General features: G+C 63.3%; 20 protein-coding genes and 1 tRNA gene. 8 read left to right on the forward strand and 13 right to left on the reverse strand.

Annotated elements, in window-relative coordinates; genetic code table 11:
- Window positions 1-45: 45 nt before the first annotated feature.
- On the forward strand, window positions 46-174 hold the full coding sequence (locus AC0L3D_RS26215; RefSeq protein WP_287176306.1) for a hypothetical protein: 129 nt from the start codon (window positions 46-48) through the stop codon (window positions 172-174).
- Window positions 175-284: 110 nt separating this feature from the next.
- Here the strand turns inward: AC0L3D_RS26215 and AC0L3D_RS26220 are convergent, their stop codons facing one another.
- On the reverse strand, window positions 285-1,202 hold the full coding sequence (locus tag AC0L3D_RS26220) for a hypothetical protein (RefSeq protein WP_473646283.1): 918 nt from the start codon (window positions 1,200-1,202) through the stop codon (window positions 285-287).
- Window positions 1,203-1,447: 245 nt separating this feature from the next.
- Window positions 1,448-3,919 (reverse strand): DNA topoisomerase (ATP-hydrolyzing) subunit B, encoded by a 2,472-nt coding sequence (gene gyrB / locus AC0L3D_RS26225; protein ID WP_473626993.1) that lies wholly within the window; start codon window positions 3,917-3,919, stop codon window positions 1,448-1,450.
- A gap of 312 nt (window positions 3,920-4,231) precedes the next feature.
- Between gyrB and AC0L3D_RS26230 the strand changes: the two genes are divergently transcribed.
- A complete protein-coding gene (locus tag AC0L3D_RS26230; RefSeq protein ID WP_473626995.1) occupies window positions 4,232-5,635 on the forward strand; it encodes a cytochrome P450 in 1,404 nt (467 codons plus the stop codon).
- 110 nt (window positions 5,636-5,745) lie between these two features.
- On the opposite strand, the gene AC0L3D_RS26235 is transcribed toward AC0L3D_RS26230, so the two are convergent.
- The 7 genes from AC0L3D_RS26235 to AC0L3D_RS26265 form a co-directional block, all read right to left on the reverse strand.
- Complete coding sequence (locus AC0L3D_RS26235) at window positions 5,746-6,720, reverse strand: complex I NDUFA9 subunit family protein (RefSeq protein ID WP_473626996.1); 975 nt, start codon at window positions 6,718-6,720, stop codon at window positions 5,746-5,748.
- Window positions 6,721-6,837: 117 nt separating this feature from the next.
- Entirely contained in the window at window positions 6,838-7,290 is a 453-nt protein-coding gene (locus AC0L3D_RS26240; protein ID WP_473626998.1) for a DoxX family protein, read from the reverse strand.
- A gap of 232 nt (window positions 7,291-7,522) precedes the next feature.
- Window positions 7,523-8,524: an Ldh family oxidoreductase gene (locus tag AC0L3D_RS26245; protein ID WP_473626999.1), complete on the reverse strand. Its 1,002-nt coding sequence runs from the start codon at window positions 8,522-8,524 to the stop codon at window positions 7,523-7,525.
- A gap of 92 nt (window positions 8,525-8,616) precedes the next feature.
- Entirely contained in the window at window positions 8,617-9,426 is an 810-nt protein-coding gene (locus tag AC0L3D_RS26250) for an ABC transporter permease (protein WP_023796783.1), read from the reverse strand.
- The gene (locus AC0L3D_RS26255) at window positions 9,426-10,148 is read right to left on the reverse strand and encodes an ABC transporter permease (protein WP_473521361.1); all 723 of its coding nucleotides are present in this window, start codon (window positions 10,146-10,148) and stop codon (window positions 9,426-9,428) included. Before AC0L3D_RS26255 ends, AC0L3D_RS26250 begins: the two co-directional genes overlap by 1 nt.
- A gap of 159 nt (window positions 10,149-10,307) precedes the next feature.
- Window positions 10,308-11,102, reverse strand: coding sequence for a transporter substrate-binding domain-containing protein (locus AC0L3D_RS26260; RefSeq protein WP_128168366.1), 795 nt, complete (start codon window positions 11,100-11,102; stop codon window positions 10,308-10,310).
- 49 nt (window positions 11,103-11,151) lie between these two features.
- A complete protein-coding gene (locus AC0L3D_RS26265) occupies window positions 11,152-11,964 on the reverse strand; it encodes an ABC transporter ATP-binding protein (RefSeq protein ID WP_036261459.1) in 813 nt (270 codons plus the stop codon).
- Between the two features lie 218 nt (window positions 11,965-12,182).
- Here AC0L3D_RS26265 and AC0L3D_RS26270 point away from each other — a divergent pair, with 218 nt between their 5' ends.
- From AC0L3D_RS26270 to AC0L3D_RS26280, 3 genes are all read left to right on the forward strand, one after another.
- Complete coding sequence (locus AC0L3D_RS26270; protein WP_287344938.1) at window positions 12,183-13,031, forward strand: dimethylarginine dimethylaminohydrolase family protein; 849 nt, start codon at window positions 12,183-12,185, stop codon at window positions 13,029-13,031.
- Window positions 13,028-14,608, forward strand: a complete 1,581-nt coding sequence (locus tag AC0L3D_RS26275) for a 5-guanidino-2-oxopentanoate decarboxylase (RefSeq protein ID WP_473627002.1) — start codon at window positions 13,028-13,030, stop codon at window positions 14,606-14,608. Before AC0L3D_RS26270 ends, AC0L3D_RS26275 begins: the two co-directional genes overlap by 4 nt.
- 163 nt (window positions 14,609-14,771) lie before the next feature.
- The gene (locus tag AC0L3D_RS26280) at window positions 14,772-15,479 is read left to right on the forward strand and encodes an SDR family NAD(P)-dependent oxidoreductase (RefSeq protein ID WP_473627003.1); all 708 of its coding nucleotides are present in this window, start codon (window positions 14,772-14,774) and stop codon (window positions 15,477-15,479) included.
- Between the two features lie 169 nt (window positions 15,480-15,648).
- Here AC0L3D_RS26280 and rpsA read toward each other — a convergent pair whose 3' ends face one another.
- From rpsA to aroA, 4 genes are all read right to left on the reverse strand, one after another.
- Window positions 15,649-17,346, reverse strand: coding sequence for a 30S ribosomal protein S1 (gene rpsA, locus AC0L3D_RS26285; RefSeq protein ID WP_027151507.1), 1,698 nt, complete (start codon window positions 17,344-17,346; stop codon window positions 15,649-15,651).
- A gap of 204 nt (window positions 17,347-17,550) precedes the next feature.
- Entirely contained in the window at window positions 17,551-18,216 is a 666-nt protein-coding gene (gene cmk / locus AC0L3D_RS26290; RefSeq protein WP_473627005.1) for a (d)CMP kinase, read from the reverse strand.
- A gap of 60 nt (window positions 18,217-18,276) precedes the next feature.
- The gene (locus AC0L3D_RS26295; protein ID WP_473507784.1) at window positions 18,277-18,636 is read right to left on the reverse strand and encodes a hypothetical protein; all 360 of its coding nucleotides are present in this window, start codon (window positions 18,634-18,636) and stop codon (window positions 18,277-18,279) included.
- Window positions 18,637-18,645: 9 nt separating this feature from the next.
- Window positions 18,646-20,004, reverse strand: a complete 1,359-nt coding sequence (gene aroA / locus AC0L3D_RS26300; RefSeq protein WP_473627007.1) for a 3-phosphoshikimate 1-carboxyvinyltransferase — start codon at window positions 20,002-20,004, stop codon at window positions 18,646-18,648.
- A 196-nt stretch (window positions 20,005-20,200) separates the two neighbouring features.
- On the opposite strand from aroA, the gene AC0L3D_RS26305 reads away from it, so the two are divergent.
- From AC0L3D_RS26305 to AC0L3D_RS26315, 3 genes are all read left to right on the forward strand, one after another.
- Window positions 20,201-20,587: a TIGR02300 family protein gene (locus tag AC0L3D_RS26305; RefSeq protein WP_023796772.1), complete on the forward strand. Its 387-nt coding sequence runs from the start codon at window positions 20,201-20,203 to the stop codon at window positions 20,585-20,587.
- Between the two features lie 170 nt (window positions 20,588-20,757).
- Window positions 20,758-20,833, forward strand: a tRNA-Ala gene (locus tag AC0L3D_RS26310).
- Between the two features lie 647 nt (window positions 20,834-21,480).
- Entirely contained in the window at window positions 21,481-21,570 is a 90-nt protein-coding gene (locus AC0L3D_RS26315) for an excalibur calcium-binding domain-containing protein (protein ID WP_128181921.1), read from the forward strand.
- The last annotated feature ends 15 nt before the right edge of the window (window positions 21,571-21,585 follow it).

Below are 21,585 nucleotides of genomic sequence, written 5' to 3' on the forward strand. Positions count from 1 at the left end.
AACGGTGTGCCACCCGCACCTGGGCAAAAAAATCCTGGATTCGGTGTGGAGGACCAGCAGCCTGCCGCCGGCACCCCGCCGCGCTCGCATATCGACGTGCTGCGTGACGCCGTCGATCTCGGCCGCAAACTGGAGCCAAGCCAGCCGGCACCGACGACTTCTGCCGGAAGATAGGGCACGCTCGTTTGTGCGAATTCAGCGCGCAGTTCATGGCGATGACGTCGTCAAAACAACCGGTCGATGCCGGGGAAAGTCTCGGCGTCGATAGAACCCTCAAGCACCGATCAACGGTCGGTCAGGAAGACCGCCTCCTCGTCGTCGCGCTGCCTGCTCCCAAGTGCTGCCGCGGCGCTTGCGATGAAAGCGCCGACGACCAGGGACAGAGCGCCAAGCAGCGCGAAGGTGGCACCGGCTTTCCTGGCGGTATCGGCAGCCTGCTGGCCTTGGACCTTCGCCTCTTCGACCCTGGCAAGCACGGCATCGACACGGGCCCTGGCATCGGGTTCCGACAGCCCGGTGCGGGCGGCTACCAACTGCGACAGATAGGTCTTGTCGTCGGCTGACACTTCCCCTGCTGCTGCGCTCGCGATCAAAATGCGCGAGGCCTGCGCCGTCGCCGCCGCATCGCTCTCCGGGTTGGCGGCAGCAAGCCTGGCCGCATCGGCCGGGCGGAACAACGCATCGACGAAGTACGACGTTGCGTTGTCGGTCGCGGCGCCTCCGGCGTTTGCGGTAGCACCTGCCGAAGCGCCCATTGCCGCGCCCGACGCGACTGTCGAAGCGGCGTGGACGCCGGTTCCGACAGCTGCGGAAAGCGCCGAGCCGAGCACACCGGCGACAAGCAACGTTGCAAGCGCCCAGGCGAGGAAGCCGTGTGCGGTATCGCGGAAAAAGACCTCATCGGTGTGGACGCCGACCCATTTGGTGCGTAGGCGCCCGGCAAGATAACCGCCTACGGCCGACGACAGCCACTGCACGATGATCAGCCACGCAGCCGTGGAGGCCGCGAAAGTTGTGACTGAGGTGCTCAAGCCGGACCACGGCGAAACCATCGTCAGCCCGAGCCCGGAGCCGAGCAGCATCAGGATCAATGTTAGCGTCGAGGCAGCAAAGGCGCCGGCCACGATTGGCCCCCAGCTGACAGCGGTAGAAGAGGATTCCGTCGGTGCGGAAACGTCGACAGCCGTTAGGGTTGACTGCATGTCAGCCCCCTAACGTGCGAAAAGCATGATGAGAATAATGATCGGAATCGGGACTCCGAGAAGCCAGAGCAAAATGCCACGTCCCATGAGTGCCTCCTGCGGCGATTGTGATCGATTACAATGCCTTGGATGCTCTTCCGTTCCGACCGGCCCTCATGATCCTTTGTTGCGACGCAGCAGGGATCGTTGGTGGGCCTGGGCCTACCAATACCTTAAGTGTCCGAAGCTGAGCAGCTGCTTGGGCTTTAAATATCCAGGTTGGCGACCGATAGCGCGTTTTCCTGGATGAACTCGCGCCTGGGCTCGACTTCGTCGCCCATCAGCCGCGAGAACAGACTGTCCGCATCGGTGGCGTCATTGACCTTGACTTGTAAAAGCGAGCGCACATTCGGGTCGAGCGTGGTCTCCCAGAGCTGCTCGGCGTTCATTTCGCCGAGGCCCTTGTAGCGCTGCATGGTCAGGCCCTTGCGGCCGGTGGCAAACACGGCATTGAGCAGCGCCAGCGGTCCCGAGATGGTTTCGGACACATCCTTGCGGCGCAGCACCGGCGGCTCGCCATAGACTTCTGCGAGGCGCGGCGCATAGCGGTCGAGTTGGCGGGCGTCGGCCGAATTGATCAGCGCCAGATCGAGATGCGCGAACTCCTTGACGCTGCGCACAGTGCGCTCGAACACATAGCCGCCGACCCCTTCGTTTGAGGTCGACATGCGGCCGGTCCAGCCGCGTTCGGTGTCCTCGGCGATGATGTCGAGGCGCCGGGCGACACGCTCGGCCATAGCGTTGGCCCGGCCGAGATCGACGAAGACGTCCGGACTGAGCGCGCCGGCGATCGCCGCCTGCTCAACCACGCCTCTGTTATAGCGGGTGTGCAGCCCGTTGATGAGCTGGCGCACCGCCAGCGCATCGTCGATGGCGCTGCGCAGGTCCTGCCCGGCCCGCACCTCGCCGGTGCTGAGCGCAAGCGACGCCTCTTCCAGCCCTGAGCCGATCAGGAATTCCTCGAAGGCGCTTTCGTCCTTGATGTATTGCGAGCTCTTGCCGCGCGTCACTTTGTAGAGCGGCGGCTGGGCGATGTAGAGATGCCCGCGCTCGATCAGCTCCGGCATCTGCCGGAAGAAGAAGGTCAGCAGCAAGGTGCGGATGTGGGCGCCGTCGACGTCGGCGTCGGTCATCAGGATGATCTTGTGGTAGCGCAATTTGTCTGCGTTGAACTCGTCCTTGCCGATCGAGGTGCCGAGCGCGGTGATCAGCGTGCCGATCATGTCTGAGCCGAGCATACGGTCGAACCGGGCCCGCTCGACGTTGAGGATCTTGCCGCGCAGCGGAAGAATGGCCTGGTTCTGGCGCGAACGGCCGCCCTTGGCCGAGCCGCCGGCACTGTCGCCCTCGACGATGAAGATTTCGGACTTCGCCGGGTCGCGTTCCTGGCAGTCGGCCAGCTTGCCGGGCAGCGAAGTGACGCCGAGCGAGCTCTTGCGGGTGATGTCGCGCGCCTTGCGCGCGGCTTCGCGCGCCGCTGCCGCCTGGATGACCTTCTCGATGACCACCTTGCCCTCGGTCGGGTGCTCTTCGAGCCAGGTGCCGAGCGCCTCGTTGACGAGCCCTTCCACCACCGGACGGACTTCGGATGAGACCAGCTTGTCCTTGGTCTGCGAAGAGAATTTCGGGTCGGGAACCTTGACCGACAGCACGGCCGTCAGTCCTTCGCGGCAATCGTCGCCGATCAGCGCCACCTTCTCCTTTTTGGTGAGGCCCGTGGATTCGCCATAGCCGGTAATCTGGCGCGTCAGCGCGCCGCGGAAACCGGCAAGATGCGTTCCGCCGTCGCGCTGCGGAATGTTGTTGGTGAAGGCCAGCACGTTCTCGTGGTAGCTGTCGTTCCACCACATGGCGACTTCGACGGTGATACCGTCGCGCTCGGCCTTGATAGCAATCGGCTTGTCGATCAGCGGCTTCTTGACGCGGTCGAGATATCTGACGAACTCCTCGAGCCCGCCATCATAATGCAGCTCATGGCGCACGACGTCGGCATGGCGGGCATCGGTCAAAATGATGCGCACGCCGGAATTCAGGAAGGCGAGTTCGCGCAGCCGGTGCTCCAGCGTGCCGAAGTCGAACTCGACCATGGTGAAAGTCTCGGTCGACGGAAAGAAGGTGATCTCGCTGCCGCTGCGCCCCTCATAGGTGCCGGCAACCTTGCGCTGCTCATAGCTGCCGGTGACCCTCAGCGGTCCGTCGGCATTGCCATGCGAGAAGCTCATCTCGTAGATCTGGCCGTTGCGGCGGATTTTCAGCTTCAGCCAGGCCGACAGCGCGTTGACGACGGAGACGCCGACGCCGTGGAGGCCACCAGACACCTTGTAGGAGTTCTGGTCGAACTTGCCGCCGGCATGCAGCTGCGTCATGATCACTTCGGCCGCCGAAATACCTTCGCCGGTGTGGATATCGGTCGGAATGCCGCGGCCATTGTCGATGACCGTCACCGAACCGTCGGGATTGAGCGTCACCGTGACGAGGTCGGCATGGCCGGCCAGCGCCTCATCGATAGCGTTGTCGACGACCTCATAGACCATGTGATGCAGGCCCGAGCCGTCGTCGGTATCGCCGATATACATGCCGGGCCGCTTGCGGACGGCGTCCAAGCCCTTCAAAACCTTGATGGAATCGGCGCCGTACTCGGCCTCAGCGCCGTTGGCGTTGTCGATCTGATCGCTCATGAAAACCTGTCTGATTGATGCCGCACATCCAGCGCAAAAAATCGGCTCCGAATCGCGCGTCCTTGATGGTCCAGATATAGGTGCAAAAGGCGGTTTTTCCAAGGTTTGCAAGCATTTCCGAATGGAAGAAGAGCACGCCTGGCGGGCCACGGCATCGGACCCAAAAGTGGAACCGGTTTTGGGAACAGAGCGGCCGCACAAAAGCGGGCGACCTGTTCCGACGCTCAGGCACTTTCTAATGCCCCGTTACAGCCGGCGACATGGACGCTTGCCCTGCAAGCCACTACATTGAGGTCACCAGCGGAGCACGCCATGGACAGTCAGCCCGCCCCCTTTGTCCCGCCGGCGCCGAAGCCGCGCACGTCGCCCCCTTCGACGCTGGAGATGATCCGCATCGTCTATCGCAATCCGCTCGAACTGTGGGGCGAGCCGACCTACAACCAGCCTTGGATTTCGGTGACCGGCATCGGCGGGCCGCTGGTCATCGCCAACGATCCCGGCCTCATTCGCCACGTGCTGGTCGACAATGCCAAAAACTACAAGATGGCGACGGTTCGCCAGATGATCCTGCGGCCGATCCTGCGCGACGGCCTGCTGACCGCCGAGGGTGAGGTCTGGCGGCGTTCACGCAAGGCGATGGCGCCGGTGTTCACGCCGCGCCACATCTTCGGTTTTGCCGAGCCGATGCTGAGGCGTACGCGGGAGTTCGTCACCCGCTACGAGGGCGGCGGCACGTCGGACATCGCCCACGACATGACGCTGCTTACCTTTGACATCCTGGCCGAGACGCTGTTTTCCGGTGAGATATCGGGTGAGCCGGGCAGCTTCGCCAAGGAGATCGACCGGCTGTTCGAAACCATGGGCCGCGTCGATCCGCTCGACCTGTTGCGGGCGCCAGACTGGCTGCCGCGCCTGACCCGCATCCGCGGCCGCAAAACCATGGCCTACTTCCGCAAGATCGTCACCGACACCGTCAAGATGCGCGAAGAGCGGGTCAAGCACGATCCGGACAAGGTGCCGCAGGATTTCCTCACGCTTTTGCTCAAGGCGGAGGGACCGGACGGGCTGACGCGCGCCGAGGTCGAGGACAACATCATCACCTTCATCGGCGCCGGTCACGAGACCACGGCGCGTGCGCTCGGCTGGACGCTCTATTGCCTGGCCGAAGCGCCTTGGGAGCGCGAAAAGGTCGAGCGCGAGATCGACGCCGTGCTGGCGCGCGAGCCCGACCCGACAAAGTGGCTCGACGCCATGCCGTTCACCCGCGCCGCCTTCGACGAGGCGCTCAGGCTCTATCCGCCGGCGCCGTCGATCAACCGCGAGCCGATCGAGCCCGAAACCTGGAACGGCCTCTACATACCGAGGCGTGCCGCGGTGCTGGTCATGCCCTGGGTCGTCCACCGCCATCGCAAGTTGTGGGACAGGCCCGACGCCTTCATGCCCGAACGTTTCCATCCGGGAAATCGCGAGAAGATCGACCGTTTTCAGTATTTGCCGTTCGGCGCCGGTCCTCGCGTCTGCATCGGCGCCAGCTTTGCCATGCAGGAGGCGATCATCGCTCTGGCGATCATGCTGTCGCGCTTCCGCTTCGATACCACCGCCGAGACCAAACCCTGGCCGGTGCAGAAACTGACGACGCAACCACAGGGCGGCTTGCCGATGCAGGTCACGCGGCGCTTTAATGCATGTCGCGCAAAAGCATGCCCTCGGGCCTGACCCGAGGGTGTGCAGCGGTTTTGCGATAACGACATGCATGAGACAACAACCTAAAGCGCGTCGCATGAGGCCGGTCAAACGCGACGCGCTTTAGCGAGCCGCCTGATTGGCTATTCCGCCGTCTTGCGCTGGAACTGGCCGGCGGGCCGGTAGCGCCAGAGATAGCTCGGCAGGATGCTGCCGATCGACTGTGGCTGGATATCGAGACCGGCGAGCGTCCGGTTTTCCCTGATGGCCGCTTCCGAGACGATGTTGTCCCCGCGCAACTGCAGGACCTGATCCTTGGTCAGCAGCGGATTGGGCAAAAGCCCAAGGATCGATGCCTGCATGTTCGCCACCCACCACGGCACCGACACCAGGAGCCGCTTGCGGTCGATCATGGCGAGCATTTCCTGCATGCATTGCTTGAAGGTGAGCACCTGAGGTCCGCCAAGCTCGTAGATCCGGCCACCCTGGACTTTGCCGTCGACCGAGCGCGCCACCGCTTCGGCGACATCGCCGACATAGACCGGCTGGAATTTGGTCCGCCCGCCGCCGATCAGTGGCAGGACCGGCGAATAGCGCGCCATGCTGGCGAAGCGGTTGAAGAAGCTGTCCTCGGGGCCGAAATTGATCGAGGGCCGCAAGATGACCGCATCCTCGATCGTCTCCAGGACCGCTTTTTCACCGAGCGCCTTGGTGCGCGCATACTCGGATTGCGCGTTCAGATCGATGCCCAGCGCCGAGATATGGGTGAGCCCGGCGCCGACGGCGTGCGCCGCTTCGGCGACCGCGCGTGCGCCGAACTCGTGGACGGGCGTGAACTTCTGCCGGCCGCTCTCATGCAGGATGGCTACCAAATTGACGACATGGTCGGCGCCCTGCACGGCGCGGTCGACCGACCAGCGCACGCGAATATTGGCCTGCACCGGCTGGATCTGGCCGACATTGCCGAGCGGCTGCAGATGGCCGGCGAGATCGGGCCGGCGGCAGGCGACCCTGATGCGATAGCCACGCCGGGCCAGCGCCCGCACCACATGGCGGCCGACAAAGCCGGAGCCGCCGAACACGACGACGAGCTTTGGGGTCTGCAGGATTTCGGTCATGGCTGGCTCCGGCGCGCTTTCCAGATCTACTGGGCTTGGCTGAAGCCGTTCATAATCCGTTTCGCGCCGAAGGCAAAGGGCGATCCTTTGTCGCCGTTTGCCGCGGTGTCGGTTGGTTCAGAACGCCCTGCCGATGCGCGCGTCGACCGATTGGCGGTTGCCGCCGCGGATGACGAAGAAGAACAGTATCGCCGCCCACAGCAGCGATTTTTCGGCACCCGAAAAGCCCTCTCCCAGGGTGACCCAGTGGAACCAGACGGTGACCAAAAGCACGAACATTCCGGCGACGGCGGCCGGGCGGGTCAAGAAACCGATGGCGATGAAAATGCCGCCGAAGAACTCGGTGCAGGCCAGCAGCACCGACCAGAACGCGCCAGGATAGAAGCCGAGGCCTTCGACCATCTCAGCGGCGCCGAGCGGGTCGGTGATCTTGCCAGAGCCATGGATGGTGAGGAAGATGCCGGCCACGGCGCGCAGCATGGTTTCAGAGGTGGTGTTCAGCGCCGCATAGAGGCTGCCAAGGGCCGGAACGAAAAGATTGGTGCTGGGATTGTCGGTGCTTACGGCCATTGGGGTCCCTCTTTTGATGCTCCTCGCAAACAGCCGCCACCCCAGTCAAAGTCAAATGAACAAAAGTTGACCGGGAAATGCATGTTACTGGTCAGATGCGGAGAGCCCGGAAAAACCCAGCCGACGCGAGGGTTTCCGGCTGTTTCCGAAACGTGGTTCGACGAGGCAGCCTGGGCGTAACGGCAAGTACGCCCGCTGTCGCGCGATCAACTATCCGAAGGTGTGGACGTCTTCAGGAAGAATACCGGGCGGCGAATTCGGAGATGCGCTGCACCACGGCTTTCGGAGCCGTTATGCCCCGTGCCGCTGCCTTCTCCGCCGCTTCGGCCCGGGCACGGCCGGGGACATGCACGCCGTAGCGGCGGCGCAACCGGTCGAGTTGATCTTTCATGCGCTTCTCGAAATTTGGATCGAGCAGCTTGGGCTCGACGGCCAGCACGAAGAGGCCGGTTCCGGGACTGTCCGGTCCGTCGGTGAACCACGGCGCATCGAGCGACCAGTTGGCGCCCGACAGGCCCGCCGCCAGCACTTCGACCATCAGCGCGATGTTGGCGCCACGCTGGCCGCCGAATGCAAGCATCGCGCCTTTCATGGCGGCGGCGGGATCGGTGGTCGGGTTGCCGCTCGCGTCCAGTGCCCAGCCTTCTGGAATTTTCTTGCCGTCCTCGGCTGCCTTGCGGATGTTGACGAAGGCGGTGGCGCTCGATGACTGGTCGATCACCAGCGGCGCTCCGTCGGCGGCGGGCGCGGCGAAGGACATCGGGTTGGTGCAATAGACCGGCTTGACCGAGCCGGAGCCGGCAAGCACGGCCGGTCCATTGGTCGCGGCGAAGGACACCAGTCCCTGCGCGGCCAGCCGCCCGGTGAAATAGCCGAGCGCGCCGCATGTATAGGCGTTCTTCTGCGAAAAGATGGCTACGCCGAACAGGCGCGCCGCCTTGGCGAGATCGTCGATGGTGCGGTCGAAGCCGGTATGCGCCAGACCGCCGCGCGCGTCGGAGAGATAGATCGCCAAAGCCGGCCTGGTGATGACCGGCTCGGCCTTGCCATCGATGCGGCCGGCCTCCAGCGCTTCGAGATAGTCGATGAAATGCGACAGTCCGACCGTCGACAGACCTTCTGCCTCGGCCGCCACCACGGAGGCTGCAAGCGACTGCGCCGCTTCCTCATTGGCGCCGGCGCCGAGCGCCGCCATCCGGCACAGCCCTGTCGCCTGGTCGAGACTGAGTTGCATCTTTAGCTGCCCTGAAGCTCTAGCGAGTAGCGAATAGGGAGTAGAGGAAATCAGCGAACTATTCGCTATTCGCTACTCCTATTCGCTTCTCACTAACCAATTTTGTTCGGGATCCGCGCCTCGATCTTGCCGAGGGCGAAGACCAGGATGCCGGTGATCGCCATATAGATCAACGCCAGGAGCAGCAAGGGTTCATAGGTGAGGAAAGTGCTCTGCCGCACCTTTGACGAGACGGCGAATATGTCGATCACGCTGATTGTCGCCACCAGCGGCGTCGATTTCAGTTGCAGCACGGTTTCGCCGGTCAGCGTCGGCAGCGCCCGGTAGAAGGCTTGTGGCAGCCAGATCCGCCGCAGGATCTTCCAGCGGCTCATGCCGAAGGCGCGCGCCGCTTCCAACTGTCCTTTCGGCACGCCGGCGAAGGCACCCCGCATGACTTCCCCCTCGTAACCGGCGAAGGACAAGGTCAGCGCCAGGACGCCATAGGGCCATGCTTGCCTGAGATACGGCCACATCCAGGACTCGCGTACCCATGGGTACTGTGGAAACAGCGAGCCGAGCCCATAGTAGAGCAGCCAGAGCTGCAGCAGCAGGGGCGTTCCCCTGATGACGGTGCAGAAGGCCTTTGCAGGCGCCGCGAGCCAGAACGGGCCGGCAGCCTGCGCCAATCCGAGCGGCACGGCGAGCAGGAAGCCCAGTGTGCAGGTGACGGCGAGAATCCAGAGCGTGCGCCAGAGGCCGACAAGCGCCATTTCGTAATATTGCGGCAGCCAGTCCCAGCGCATGAAAAAAGCGGCCGCGAAAACCAGCGCCAGTCCAGTCACAATCAGCACGATGCGGTGCGGCTGCAACCACAGCGACGCGCGGGCGGCTACGTTGACGATGGTCGTTTCGACAGCCATCAACGCGCCTCCTTGAGCGAGGGCATGCCGCGCCGAGCCCAGACCTCGATGCGGCCGATGATCAGATTGGAGACCAGCGTCAACAGAAGATAGATCACGCCCGCGGCGAGGAAGAAGGTAAGATAGGCTTTGGTTACGCCCGCCGCTTGCCGCGTCGCCAATGTCAGTTCGAAGAAGCCGACGACCGCCAGCAGGGCGGTGTCCTTGGTGGCGATCAGCCAGAGATTGGCAAGGCCCGGTATGGCGAAAGGCAGCATCGCCGGCAGCGTGATGCGTCGCAGCAGCAGGCCGGGAGACATGCCATAGGCGCGCGCGGCTTCGATCTGTCCCTGCGGGATGGCAAGGATCGCGCCGCGCATCACCTCTGTCGAATAAGCGCCCTGGACGAAGCCGAGCACGGCAATGCCGGCCACCAGCCCGCTGATATCGATGCGCTGATATCCCATTGCCGTCAGCAACTGGTTGATCAAATCGGTGCCGGCATAATAGAGCAGCAGGATCAGCACTAGCTCCGGCACGGCGCGGACGATCGTCGTATAGACTGCCAGCAGATCGCGCACCACAGGCCCGCCATAGAGCTTGCCATACGCACCGCAAATGCCGATGACGAGGCCGAGACCGAACGCACCGGCAGCGATCTCGACCGAGTGGAGCAGTCCGACCAGAAGCGTTGCGCCCCAACCGGGTGGCGTCGGCGAAAGCAGTTCGATGATGCGGGCCACAGAGGCCGGAAGAAATGCGTCGATCAGCGTCGCCCCCGAATTGCTGGCGCCAAAACCACCGGCGATGCCGTCAGCGGAAAGCTTGCGTAGGTAGAGTTCGACGAAGCCACACGGCGCGCTGTCTGCGCCGCGTGGTTGTTCGCTCGGGGATGCACGCCGTCAATTCGACTGTGGGTCGGCGCCATAGATGTCGAAATCGAAGTATTTCTTCGAAATCTCGTCATATTTGCCGTTGGCGCGGATCGCCTTGATGCCGGCGTTGATCTTCTCCTTCAACTCCGTGTCCTCCTTGCGGACACCGGCGCCGACGCCGGGCCCGAGGATCGCCAGATCCGGCGCGACCGTGCCCTTCAGATCGCAGCATTGCTTGCCCTGATCCGATTTCAGGAAGGCATCGAGCGCGATGGAATCGGCCTGCACGGCATCGACACGGCCGGCGGCAAGATCCTGATTGGCTTCGTCCTGGGTCTGATATTCCTTGATTTCCGCGGCTTCGGTGAAGTGCTTCTTGACGTAGTCGGCATGCACGGTCGAAACTTGCACGCCGATGATCTTGCCCTTGAGATCTTCCGGGGTAGCGCCGAACTTCTGGTCCTTCGGTCCGATGATAGCTGTCGGGGTGTTGTAATATTTGTCGGAGAAGTCGATCGTCTTCTTGCGCTCGTCGGTGATCGACATGGAACTGGCGATGACGTCGATCTTCTTGGTCGTCAGCGCCGGGATGATTCCGTCCCAGGCGACGGGGGTGATGACGCAATCGAGTTTCTGCTCGGCGCAGACCGCGTCGATGAATTCGATCTCCCAGCCAACCCATTTGCCGGAAGCATCCGGCGAGGTGAACGGCGGATAGGGTTCGGCAGCGACGCCGATCTTGACCGGCTCGGCCTTTGCCATGCTCATCGCGGCGACACCGAGCAGAAGTGCTGCGGCAAATGTTTTCAGAACGGTCTTCATGCCAAAAACTCCCAGTTTGTTGTTGTTCCCGTTGTTCGTCCGCCTCGGCTTAACCGATGTTGCGGATGAATTGCTTCAGCCTTTCGGATTTCGGTGCGCCGAAGATCTGCTCCGGCGGCCCTTCTTCCTCGACCAGTCCGTTGTAGAGGTAGACGACATGCGTCGCGACCTCGCGGGCGAACTTCATCTCATGGGTGACCAGCACCATGGTGCGGCCTTCGCGTGCCAGGTCGCCGATCACCTTCAGCACCTCGCCGATCAGTTCCGGGTCGAGCGCCGAGGTCGGCTCGTCGAACAGCATGACGCGCGGATTGATGGCCAGCGCCCGGGCGATGGCCGCACGCTGCTGCTGGCCGCCTGACAGATAGGCCGGATAGACATCGCGCTTTTCGGCCAGGCCGACGCGGGCAAGCAGCTTTTCCGCCTCGGCGATGGCCACATCGCGCTTGACGCCCAGAACATGCACCGGAACCTCGATGACGTTCTCGATCAGCGTCATGTGGCTCCACAGATTGAAATTCTGGAAAACCATGCCGAGCTTGGAGCGGATGCGCTCGATCTGCTTGCGGTCGGCGGGAACGGTGTGGCCGTGACTGTCGGCCTTCATCCGGATCTCCTCGCCATTGACGCGAACGATCCCGCTGGTCGGGTTCTCCAAGCAATTGATGCAGCGCAGCAGGGTCGATTTTCCCGAGCCGCTGCCGCCAATGATAGCGATGACCTCGCCGTCGCGCGCCGACAGCGAAACGCCTTTCAGCACATGCAGTTCGCCGAATCGTTTATGCAGGTTCTCGACATGGATGGCTTCGGCGGCGTCGTTCTGCGCCGTGTACTTCAGGGCGGGGGCGGTGCCTTGCGCTATCACCTTTGCGGTGCCTCACGAAATGGCCAGACCCGTCGCTGCTGGAATTTTTTACCCATTACCATCACTGGACAGACTTCTCATTCTCAAGATGTACCGTTCCGCTTGCCTCCGTCAACCATGCTTTTTGGACCATTGATCACTGCTCGCTGAGTGGCTATTGGCTGGATGGGATGGTTCAGGAGCACTTGGTGGGTAAAGCATACGGGTCGCAGTCCATGGCCGGGCCCCTGCAGCGCGTGCTGATGCGGTCCGCCGCAAGCGCCATGGCCCGCGCCAAAACATCGGAATGGCACTATGGTGCGGGCTTCGATCCTCAAAAGGCCGCCGCCCAGCATGAGGCGCTGACGACGCTGGTTCTTGCGTCCGGCGCCGCGATCGAATGGCTGACCGACGCCGATGACGGGCTTGCCGATTCGGTCTTCACGCATGATCCATCGTTGATGACCGACCACGGCGCCATCATCCTCGCCATGGGCAAGGCGCTGCGCCGTGCCGAGCCCGGCCTGCACGAGGCGGCCTACAAGCGCATGGGCGTACCAATCCTCGGCCGCATCGAGCCTCCCGGACAGGTCGAGGGCGGTGATTGCGTCTGGGTGGATTCAGGGACCCTGGCCGTCGGCCGCGGTGTGCGCACCAACCAGGACGGCATCCAGCAACTCGCCAACCTGCTCACCCCCAAGGGTATCCAGGTCTATGGCTACGACCTGCCGCTCTGGCATGGCGAGGACGCCTGCCTGCATCTGATGTCGGTGATCAGTCCGCTCGCCGACGATCTGGCGCTGGTCTATGCACCGCTTTTGCCGGCTGCCTTCTACCAGATGCTGCGGGCGCGAGGCATTCGCCTGGTCGAAGGCGACGCCGGGGAATTCTTCGCCTCCAACGGCCTCAGCCTGAATGTGCTGCCGACCGCGCCGCGCGAGGTGATCGCCGTTGCCGGCTTCCCGAAGACGGCGGCGGCCATGGCGGCCGCCGGCTGCAGGGTTTCAACCTTCGAGGCGGACGCGCTGTGCATCGCCTGCGAGGGCGGACCGACCTGCCTCACACGTCCGGTGCTCAGGCAATGACGACAGTCGGCGAAGCGCTCATCACTTTGCTCGAAGCCCATGATGTCGACACGGTTTTCGGCATTCCGGGTGTGCATACGGTCGAACTCTATCGCGGCTTGGCGCGCTCGAAGATTCGCCACGTCACGCCGCGTCATGAACAGGGCGCCGGCTTCATGGCCGACGGCTATGCGCGCGCCGGCGGCAAGCCCGGCATCGCCCTCGTCATCACCGGACCGGGGCTGACCAACACCATCACCGCCATGGGCCAGGCCCGTGCCGATTCGGTTCCGATGCTGGTGATCTCGGGCGTCAACGCCACGCCGACACTGGGCAAGGGCCTTGGCCATCTGCACGAACTGCCCGACCAGCGCGGCATGATGGAAAAGGTCGCGCTGTTTTCGCACCGTGTCACCGACGCCGACGAACTGCCGGGCGTTCTTGCCCGCGCCTTCGCCCTGTTTTCGTCGTCGCGTCCGGGCCCGGTGCACATCGAGATCCCGACCGATATCATGGTCAAGCCGGCCGGCGGCATCGCCGCTTTGCTGACGAATGTCGCGCCGCCCGAGCCGAATCCGGCTGATATAGCAGAGGCGGCAAAACTTTGCGCGGCTGCCCGCCGCCCGCTGGTCCTTGCCGGCGGCGGCGCCAAGAGAGCCGAAGCGCCGTTACAGCGCCTTGCCGAAAGGCTGGGAGCGCCGGTTGTCCAGACGGCCAATGCCCGCGGCCTGCTGCACCGCCATCCGCTCGGCGTGCCGGCCAGCCCCAGTCTGAAGGCGGTGCGTGCATTGATGGCCGAGGCCGATCTGGTCATTGCCGCCGGCACCGAATTCGGCCCGACCGACTACGACGGATATAGCGACGGTGGCTTTGTCCTGCCGTCCAATCTGATCCGCATCGACATCGGCGCCGACCAGCTTGCCCGCCGGCCCGCCCGGATTTCGATCCATGCCGATTGCGGCGCAGCACTCGAGGCGCTGCTTGTCGAGATTGGTACGGACCAGCCGCCATCGGGCGACGGCCAGTCTCGCGCCGCTGCGACAAGGCAAGCAGCCTTTGCCGAAATGGCTCCGGCCCTCCAGGCGCAAACCCGCGCCGTCGAGATGATCCGCGATGCATTGCCGGGCTCGATCATCGTCGGCGATTCGACCCAGCCGGTCTATGCCGCCAACCTCTATTACGATCACGACCGTCCAGGCGGCTGGTTCAACGCCGCCACCGGCTTCGGCGCGCTGGGCTATGGTCCGCCGGCGGCGATCGGCGCAGCCCTTGCCGTGCCTGATGCGCCGGTCGTCTGTCTCACCGGCGACGGTGGTTTCCAGTTCACGCTGCCCGAGCTTGGCGCCGCACTCGACGCTGCGGCTCCGGTGATCTTCGTCGTCTGGAACAATCTCGGCTATCGCGAAATCGAAACCTCGATGCTCGATGTCGGCGTCGAGCCGGTCGGCGTCTCGCCGGCGCCGCCTGATTTCTGCAAGCTGGCCGAAGCTTACGGCATTGCCGCCGAGCGGCTCGCCAGCATCGGTCACCTGGCAGACGCACTCAAGCGCGCGCGTGCGACCGGACTGCCTTATGTCATCGAGATCACTGTCGATTGAGTGCTGTGGCAGCGTCTTGGGGATGCGATCCTCGACTGATGGCCGCCGGCTTGAAGCGCGCAAACGACGCCCCGTCATCGAGATTTCGGTTGAGTGATCGCGCGAAAGGCGCGACCTTCGGCTGCGGCGGGCAGCGGCATATGAGTGACTGGAGCGGTCGAAGATGACGGATAAATTGGACGGCAGGCATGTTGTGGTGACCGGCGGCACCGGGGCGCTCGGTGGCGCGGTTGTCGGCAAACTGCTGGAGCAGGGCGCGGTCTGCCATGTGCCCAATGCCCATGCCGCCGCGCCCGCGCATTTTCCCTTCCCGGCACATGAGCGCGTCAGGCTGGCGCACAATGTCGATCTCGCCGACCCCGCCAAGGTCGATGCGTTCTACGCCAGTGTTACCGACTTGTGGGCCTCCATCCACCTGGCCGGCGGCTTCACCGCCGCGCCGGTCGAGAAGATCGAGCCCGCGTCCTTTGCCGAAATGATGGACACCAACGCCCGCACCACCTTCCTGTGCTGCCGCGCGGCGATCCGCTCGATGCTGGAATCTTCCGTATCGGGCCGCATCGTCAATGTCACGGCCCGCGCCGGGCTCGACCTGCGGCGCGGTTCCGGCATGGTCGCCTATGCCGCCAGCAAGGCGGCCGTTGCGGCAATGACGGTGGCGATGGCGGAAGAACTCAAGGGCAAGGGCATCCTGGTCAACGCGGTCGCGCCCTCGACCCTCGACACGCCGGCCACCCGGGCTGACATGCCGGCCGCCGATTTCGGCAAATGGGTCAGCCTCGAAGCGGCGGCGGAGGCCATCACCTATCTCGCTTCGCCGGCCAATCTGGCGATGAGCGGCACACTGGTGCCGCTTTACGGCAGGGCCTGATCCCTCTTTCTGCTTGAGCGCGGATTTTGCGCAAAATCGCGTCCATCCCCGGCAGGTCCGAGGGGCAGGCTTTTGGGTCCGATGCTTGACCATGGTCAAACAAAAACCCCGCCGGATCGCTCCGGCGGGGTTTGTTTGCTGGCCGCGCGAGAGGCGCGGCGTTGTAGAGTTAGCTGCCCTGCTTCTTCAGCGCGGCACCCAGGATGTCGCCCAGCGAAGCGCCGGAGTCGGTCGAGCCGTACTGGGCAACCGCTTCCTTCTCTTCGGCGATTTCCAGCGCCTTGATCGAGACCTGCAGCTTGCGGGTCTTCTTGTCGAAGGCGATGACGCGGGCATCAACTTTCTGGCCGACCGTGAAGCGCTCGGGGCGCTGCTCGTCGCGGTCACGGCTGAGGTCGGAGCGCTTGATGAAGGTCTCGATGCCGCTGTCGACCAGCCGCACTTCCAGGCCGCCATCCTTGACGCCGGTAACCTCGCAGGTGACGACCGCGTTCTTGCGCAGTTCGCCCGAAGTCGCCGCCTCGCCGGCCGTATCCTTGGCCAGCTGCTTGATGCCGAGCGAGATGCGCTCCTTGTCGATGTCGACGTCGAGCACCTGCGCCTTGACGATGTCGCCGCGATTGTACTCCTCGATCACCTGCTCGCCCGGACGGGTCCAGTCGAGGTCGGAAAGATGGACCATGCCGTCGACATCGCCTTCGAGGCCGATGAACAGGCCGAACTCGGTCTTGTTCTTGACCTCGCCCTCGACCTGGCTGCCGACCGGATGGCTGCTGGCGAAAGCCTGCCACGGGTTCTCGAGCGTCTGCTTGAGGCCGAGCGAGATGCGGCGCTTGGCCGGATCGACCTCGAGCACCACCACGTCGACTTCCTGCGTCGTCGACAGGATCTTGCCAGGATGTACATTCTTCTTCGTCCACGACATTTCCGAAACGTGGATGAGACCCTCGATGCCCGGCTCCAGCTCGACGAACGCGCCGTAGTCGGTGATGTTGGTGACGGTGCCCTTGATCTTCTTGCCGATCGGGAATTTCGTTCCGATCTCGGACCACGGATCGCTCTCGAGCTGCTTCATGCCGAGCGAGATGCGGTGGGTTTCCTGGTTGATGCGGATGATCTGCACCTTGACCGTCTGGCCGATGTTGAGGATTTCGGTCGGATGGTTGACGCGGCGCCATGCCATATCGGTGACATGCAACAGGCCGTCGATGCCGCCGAGGTCGACGAACGCACCATAGTCGGTGATGTTCTTGACGACGCCTTCGACCACCTGGCCCTCTTCGAGGTTCTGCACGATTTCCGAACGCTGTTCGGCGCGGCTCTCCTCGAGCACGGTGCGGCGCGACACCACGATGTTGCCGCGGCGGCGATCCATCTTGAGGATCTCGAAAGGCTGCGGATTGTGCATCAGCGGCGAGACGTCGCGGATCGGACGGATGTCGACCTGGCTGCGCGGCAGGAAGGCCACGGCGCCGTCGAGATCGACGGTGAAGCCGCCCTTGACCTGGTTGAAGATGACGCCTTCGACGCGCTCGCCCTTGGTGAACTTCTCTTCGAGGCGGACCCAGCTCTCTTCGCGGCGGGCCTTCTCACGCGAAAGCATCGCTTCGCCAAGCGCGTTCTCGATGCGCTCGACATAGACCTCGACTGTGTCGCCGACCTTAAGCGTCGAATCCTTGCCCTTGACGCCGAATTCCTTCAGCGGCACGCGACCTTCGACCTTGAGGCCGACGTCGATGATTGCCATGTCCTTTTCGATCGCAGTGATCGTGCCCTTGACGACTTGGCCTTCGCCGGAATGGCCGGCGGAAAAAGATTCTTCGAGCAGGCTCGCGAAATCATCGCGAGTGGGATTTGCAACTGACATAGTTTCTCCTGGAATGCCCCGCATCTCAAGCGGGGCGGGCGCCGTGGGTTAGCGTTGCGTTGGCCTGCCGGCGTTCCGGGCCTCAAAAAAGCCCTTGGCCGCCTAAGCGGCAATTCCGGCGCATGAAGAATGCTGGCAGGCTGGTTCGTGCCCGATATGGGTATCTTTTCGCCGCCGGCAATCGGCAACAGCAGGAAACCCGGCTCAGGCTTTGTTTCTCTTGGCCAGAACGTCGTCGATGATCGCCTTGGCCGCCAGGAACGCGGCTTCTATAGCCATTTCCGACGTGTCGAGCAAGTGCGCGTCGGCGGCCGGCTTCAGCGGCGAGTCGGCGCGACCCATGTCGCGCTCGTCGCGGCGCAGGATATCGGCGAGGATATCGTCGAAATCGGCGGTGCCGCCGATGCTCTCGATCTCGGCCAGCCTGCGTTGTGCCCGCACCTCGGCGCTCGCCGTCACATAGAGTTTTATGTCGGCGTCGGGACAGACCACGGTGCCGATGTCGCGGCCGTCGAGCACGGCGCCCGGCGGCGCCTTGGCGAATTCGCGCTGCTTTTCGACCAGTATGCGCCGCACCGAAGGGATGACAGCCACTTTCGAAGCCGCTTCGCCGACCGCATGCGCCGTCAGCACCGACCGGTCGAGCTTGGCCAGGTCGACCTGCCGGGCAGCGGTCTCGGCGGCCGAGACATTGTCGAGCGGCAGGCCGAGCCGAAGCAGCGCATGCGCCATTGCGCGATAGGTGAGGCCGGTGTCGAGCAGGTTCAGCCGGTAATGGTCGGCCAGTCGGCGGGCAAGGGTGCCTTTGCCCGCGCCTGCTGGGCCGTCGATGGCGATGGTGAAGCCAGCTTTATCAGTGATTGAGCTCATACGTGCCGCTTCAAACGGAGGAAGGTCGTTAAATCAAGAACCAATCATACGGGTTCAACGTCAAAGTCCGGAAGACCGCCGTCCGGTCCAATATCCGGCCAAGAATCCAACGGGAATTCCTATCAGAAGCGGTACGGAAATGGGAAACGTGGCGATCGCGACGAATGTGATCCCGGCAGCCAGCTTAAAAACGAAGTTCGAAACATATGGCATGAGAGCGCCGCTAACGTCTGGAAAAAAATGCGCCGTTGTCGCCAGCAAGATGAAGAGGACGATCCAAAACGGGAAAAAAAGAAACCCGATCAGGCTAATCGCACCTGGCTTCCTGTCGGAATATCCCAGATCGAAACCTGACTGCGCCGCCACGCGCCCGACCAATGCCGTCAAAACCAAACCGCCGACGAGCAACGTCCAAAACATTCGCAGACCTTAGCTGATCTCCGCCCCCAGGCCCTTCATAAGCCCCATGAACTCCGGAAAGCTGGTCGCGATCATCGCCTGGTCGTCGATGGTGACAGGCTTTTTCGTTGCCAGTCCCATGACGAGAAAGCTCATGGCAATGCGGTGGTCGAGATGGGTCTGGACGATGGTGCTCTTTCCGTTCGGATGTTGGCCAAGCCCCTTGCCGCCGGGTTTTCCACGCACCGCCAGTGTGGCTTCGCCCTCGGTACAGTCGACACCATTGAGCTTCAGCCCTTCGGCGACCGCCGACAGCCGGTCCGATTCCTTCACCCGCAGCTCTTCCAGTCCCTGCATCAGCGTCTCGCCCTCGGCAAAGCTCGCCGCGACAGCAAGCACCGGATACTCATCGATCATCGTCGGCGCCCGTTCGGGCGGCACGGTGACGCCCTTCAGCTCGGAGTAGCGCACCCGCAGATCGGCGACATCCTCGCCGCCTTCATTGCGCGGCTCGAGAACGTCGATCCGGGCGCCCATTTCCTGTAGCGTCAACAAAAGACCGGTGCGGGTCGGGTTCATCAGCACGTTTTCGATTGTAATGTCCGAGCCCGGCACGATCAGCGCCGCCACCAGCGGGAATCCGGCCGATGACGGGTCGCCCGGCACAGCGATTGTCTGGCCGGTGAGCTTGCCCTGGCCCTCGATGAAGATGTGGCGCACGCCGCGCTCGTCGGTCTCGACCGACAGATTGGCGCCGAATCCCTGCAGCATCTTTTCGGTGTGGTCGCGCGTCATCACCGGCTCGATGACGGTGGTGATGCCGGGCGTGTTCAGCCCGGCGAGCAGCACCGCCGACTTCACCTGGGCCGAGGCCATCGGCACGCGGTAGGTGATCGGCGCGGCGTGTTTGGGGCCGCGCAGCGTGATCGGCATGCGGTCGCCGGGCGTCGCCTTCAGCACCTGCACGCCCATCTGGCGCAGCGGCTCGAGCACGCGGCCCATCGGCCGGCCGGACAGCGAGGCGTCGCCGATGAAGGTCGTCTCCATGTCGTAGGTCCCGACCAGGCCCATGGTGAGGCGCGAGCCGGTGCCGGCGTTGCCGAAATCGAGCGGGCCTTCCGGCTGCAGCAGCGCGCCGTTGCCGGTGCCGTGGATCACCCATTCAGCGCCGCGCTTCTCTATATGCGCGCCCATTGCCTTCATCGCGGCGCCCGTGCGCATCACGTCCTCGCCTTCCAGCAGGCCGGTGATGCGGGTTTCGCCGGAGGCGAGGCCGCCGAACATGAACGAGCGGTGCGAGATCGACTTGTCGCCGGGCACCCGTGCTGTGCCTGAAAGCGCTGGCGATTTGCGGGCGGTGGCCGGTTTCGGGGCGGCAGTATGCGACATGGGTTTTCCTTGGGTGAAAAACGCCGGTGGCTGGCCTTTTTCTTCTGGTTTGCGCGGTCTCGTATCACGGCGGGCGGAATTGGTCATCCCCTTGCGAGAGGTCGCTCAACGCGGGGATTTGTGACGCTGGCTTTAGGCTTTGACAGCGCCGTAAACTGTGGTTATGGGGACCAAACTTTCATCGACGAGGCTTGCTGTGGCAAAACCCGAACTTGGCACCAAACGCATCGACCCCGAGACGGGTCAAAAATTCTACGATCTGAACAAGGATCCGATCGTCTCGCCCTATACCGGCAAGAACTATCCCCGCTCTTATTTCGAGGAAGGCAAGATTGCCGCCCTTGAGGAGGAAGAGGAAGTTGCCGAGAAGGAAGTCGACGCCGAGGAGGAAGAGGGCGTCGAGGTCGTCTCGCTCGAAGAGGCGGACGAGGATACGAAGCCCGACGATCTTCCCGATCTCGGCGATGACGAGGACGATGTGGACCTCGGCGACGACGACGATACCTTCCTCGCCGACGAAGAGGAAGAGGACGACGATGTCGCCGACATGATCGGCGTCGGCGATGACGACGACGAAGTCTGATCCGGCCTCTCACACAGCGCCCGCCGACTTTCGCGGGTTCTTGATAAAAAGCGGCTCTTAAAGGCTTGATATTGACGGAAGGCGGGGTTAGAAGCCGCCTGCACTAACGGCGCGGTCTCAACCCGCGCCGGATCTCTTCGCCGGCAACGGCGCCGGTTGACTGCCGGAGTGGGGCCATAGCTCAGTTGGGAGAGCGCTTGAATGGCATTCAAGAGGTCGTCGGTTCGATTCCGATTGGCTCCACCAAAATTTCTATAATGATTTCAGTTGATTAGCATTCTCCCCCTCGGGGGCCTGTTGCCCTGAAATGGTTCGGGGCACCGCCGGGGCACCCCGAGGCGTTTTTTGGGGGTCGCAAAATTTGCCTAGTCTCCGTTTTCCGCCAGATTTGCCGAAAGGCGAGGGGATGGGAAATGTTCGGACTTTTTAGCGCGGGCCTAGGTCCCTCGAAGTTAGATTGGCTTGAGGCACGATACGCTTGCATGTTCCGTATGCCGACGAGCGCAGGCCGTTGTGTCGCCGTAGCGTCAACCGGCTGAAGCCCGGCGGTGCTTCCTCAGCCGAGTGATTGCCGACCTGTCGACCGTAATCACGCCGCCGCAGTCAATCCGCACGGTGAGTTTGTCTGCTCCGCGATCGATGCGGGTGACGTCCCCAACAAGAACTACTCGGTCGCCGGCCCGGGCTTTGGGTGGCGGCTCTAGCGTGTAAGGATGGTCATAGGATGGAATGCTCACTCTGGCTCGGCCGCTAGGGAGAATGGTGATGACGGTACCTGCTAGCGCAACCTCATCGCCGACCTCAAATTCGCCAGGCATGTTAAGGTGCAGCATGGTCTTCCTCCCGATGCTTTCCTATTTGATGCTTTGCTAAATTAATGCCCGGCCACCGCGTTGGTTGCGTGCAATCCGCTTCGTACGGTTCCGCACATTTCCAAGCTGGATCGCGATGGCGACGGGACCCCGTGCGAAACGCTGTGTTAGCGGAGCCAGCAACCA

Source organism: Mesorhizobium sp. WSM4837 (assembly GCF_055811435.1).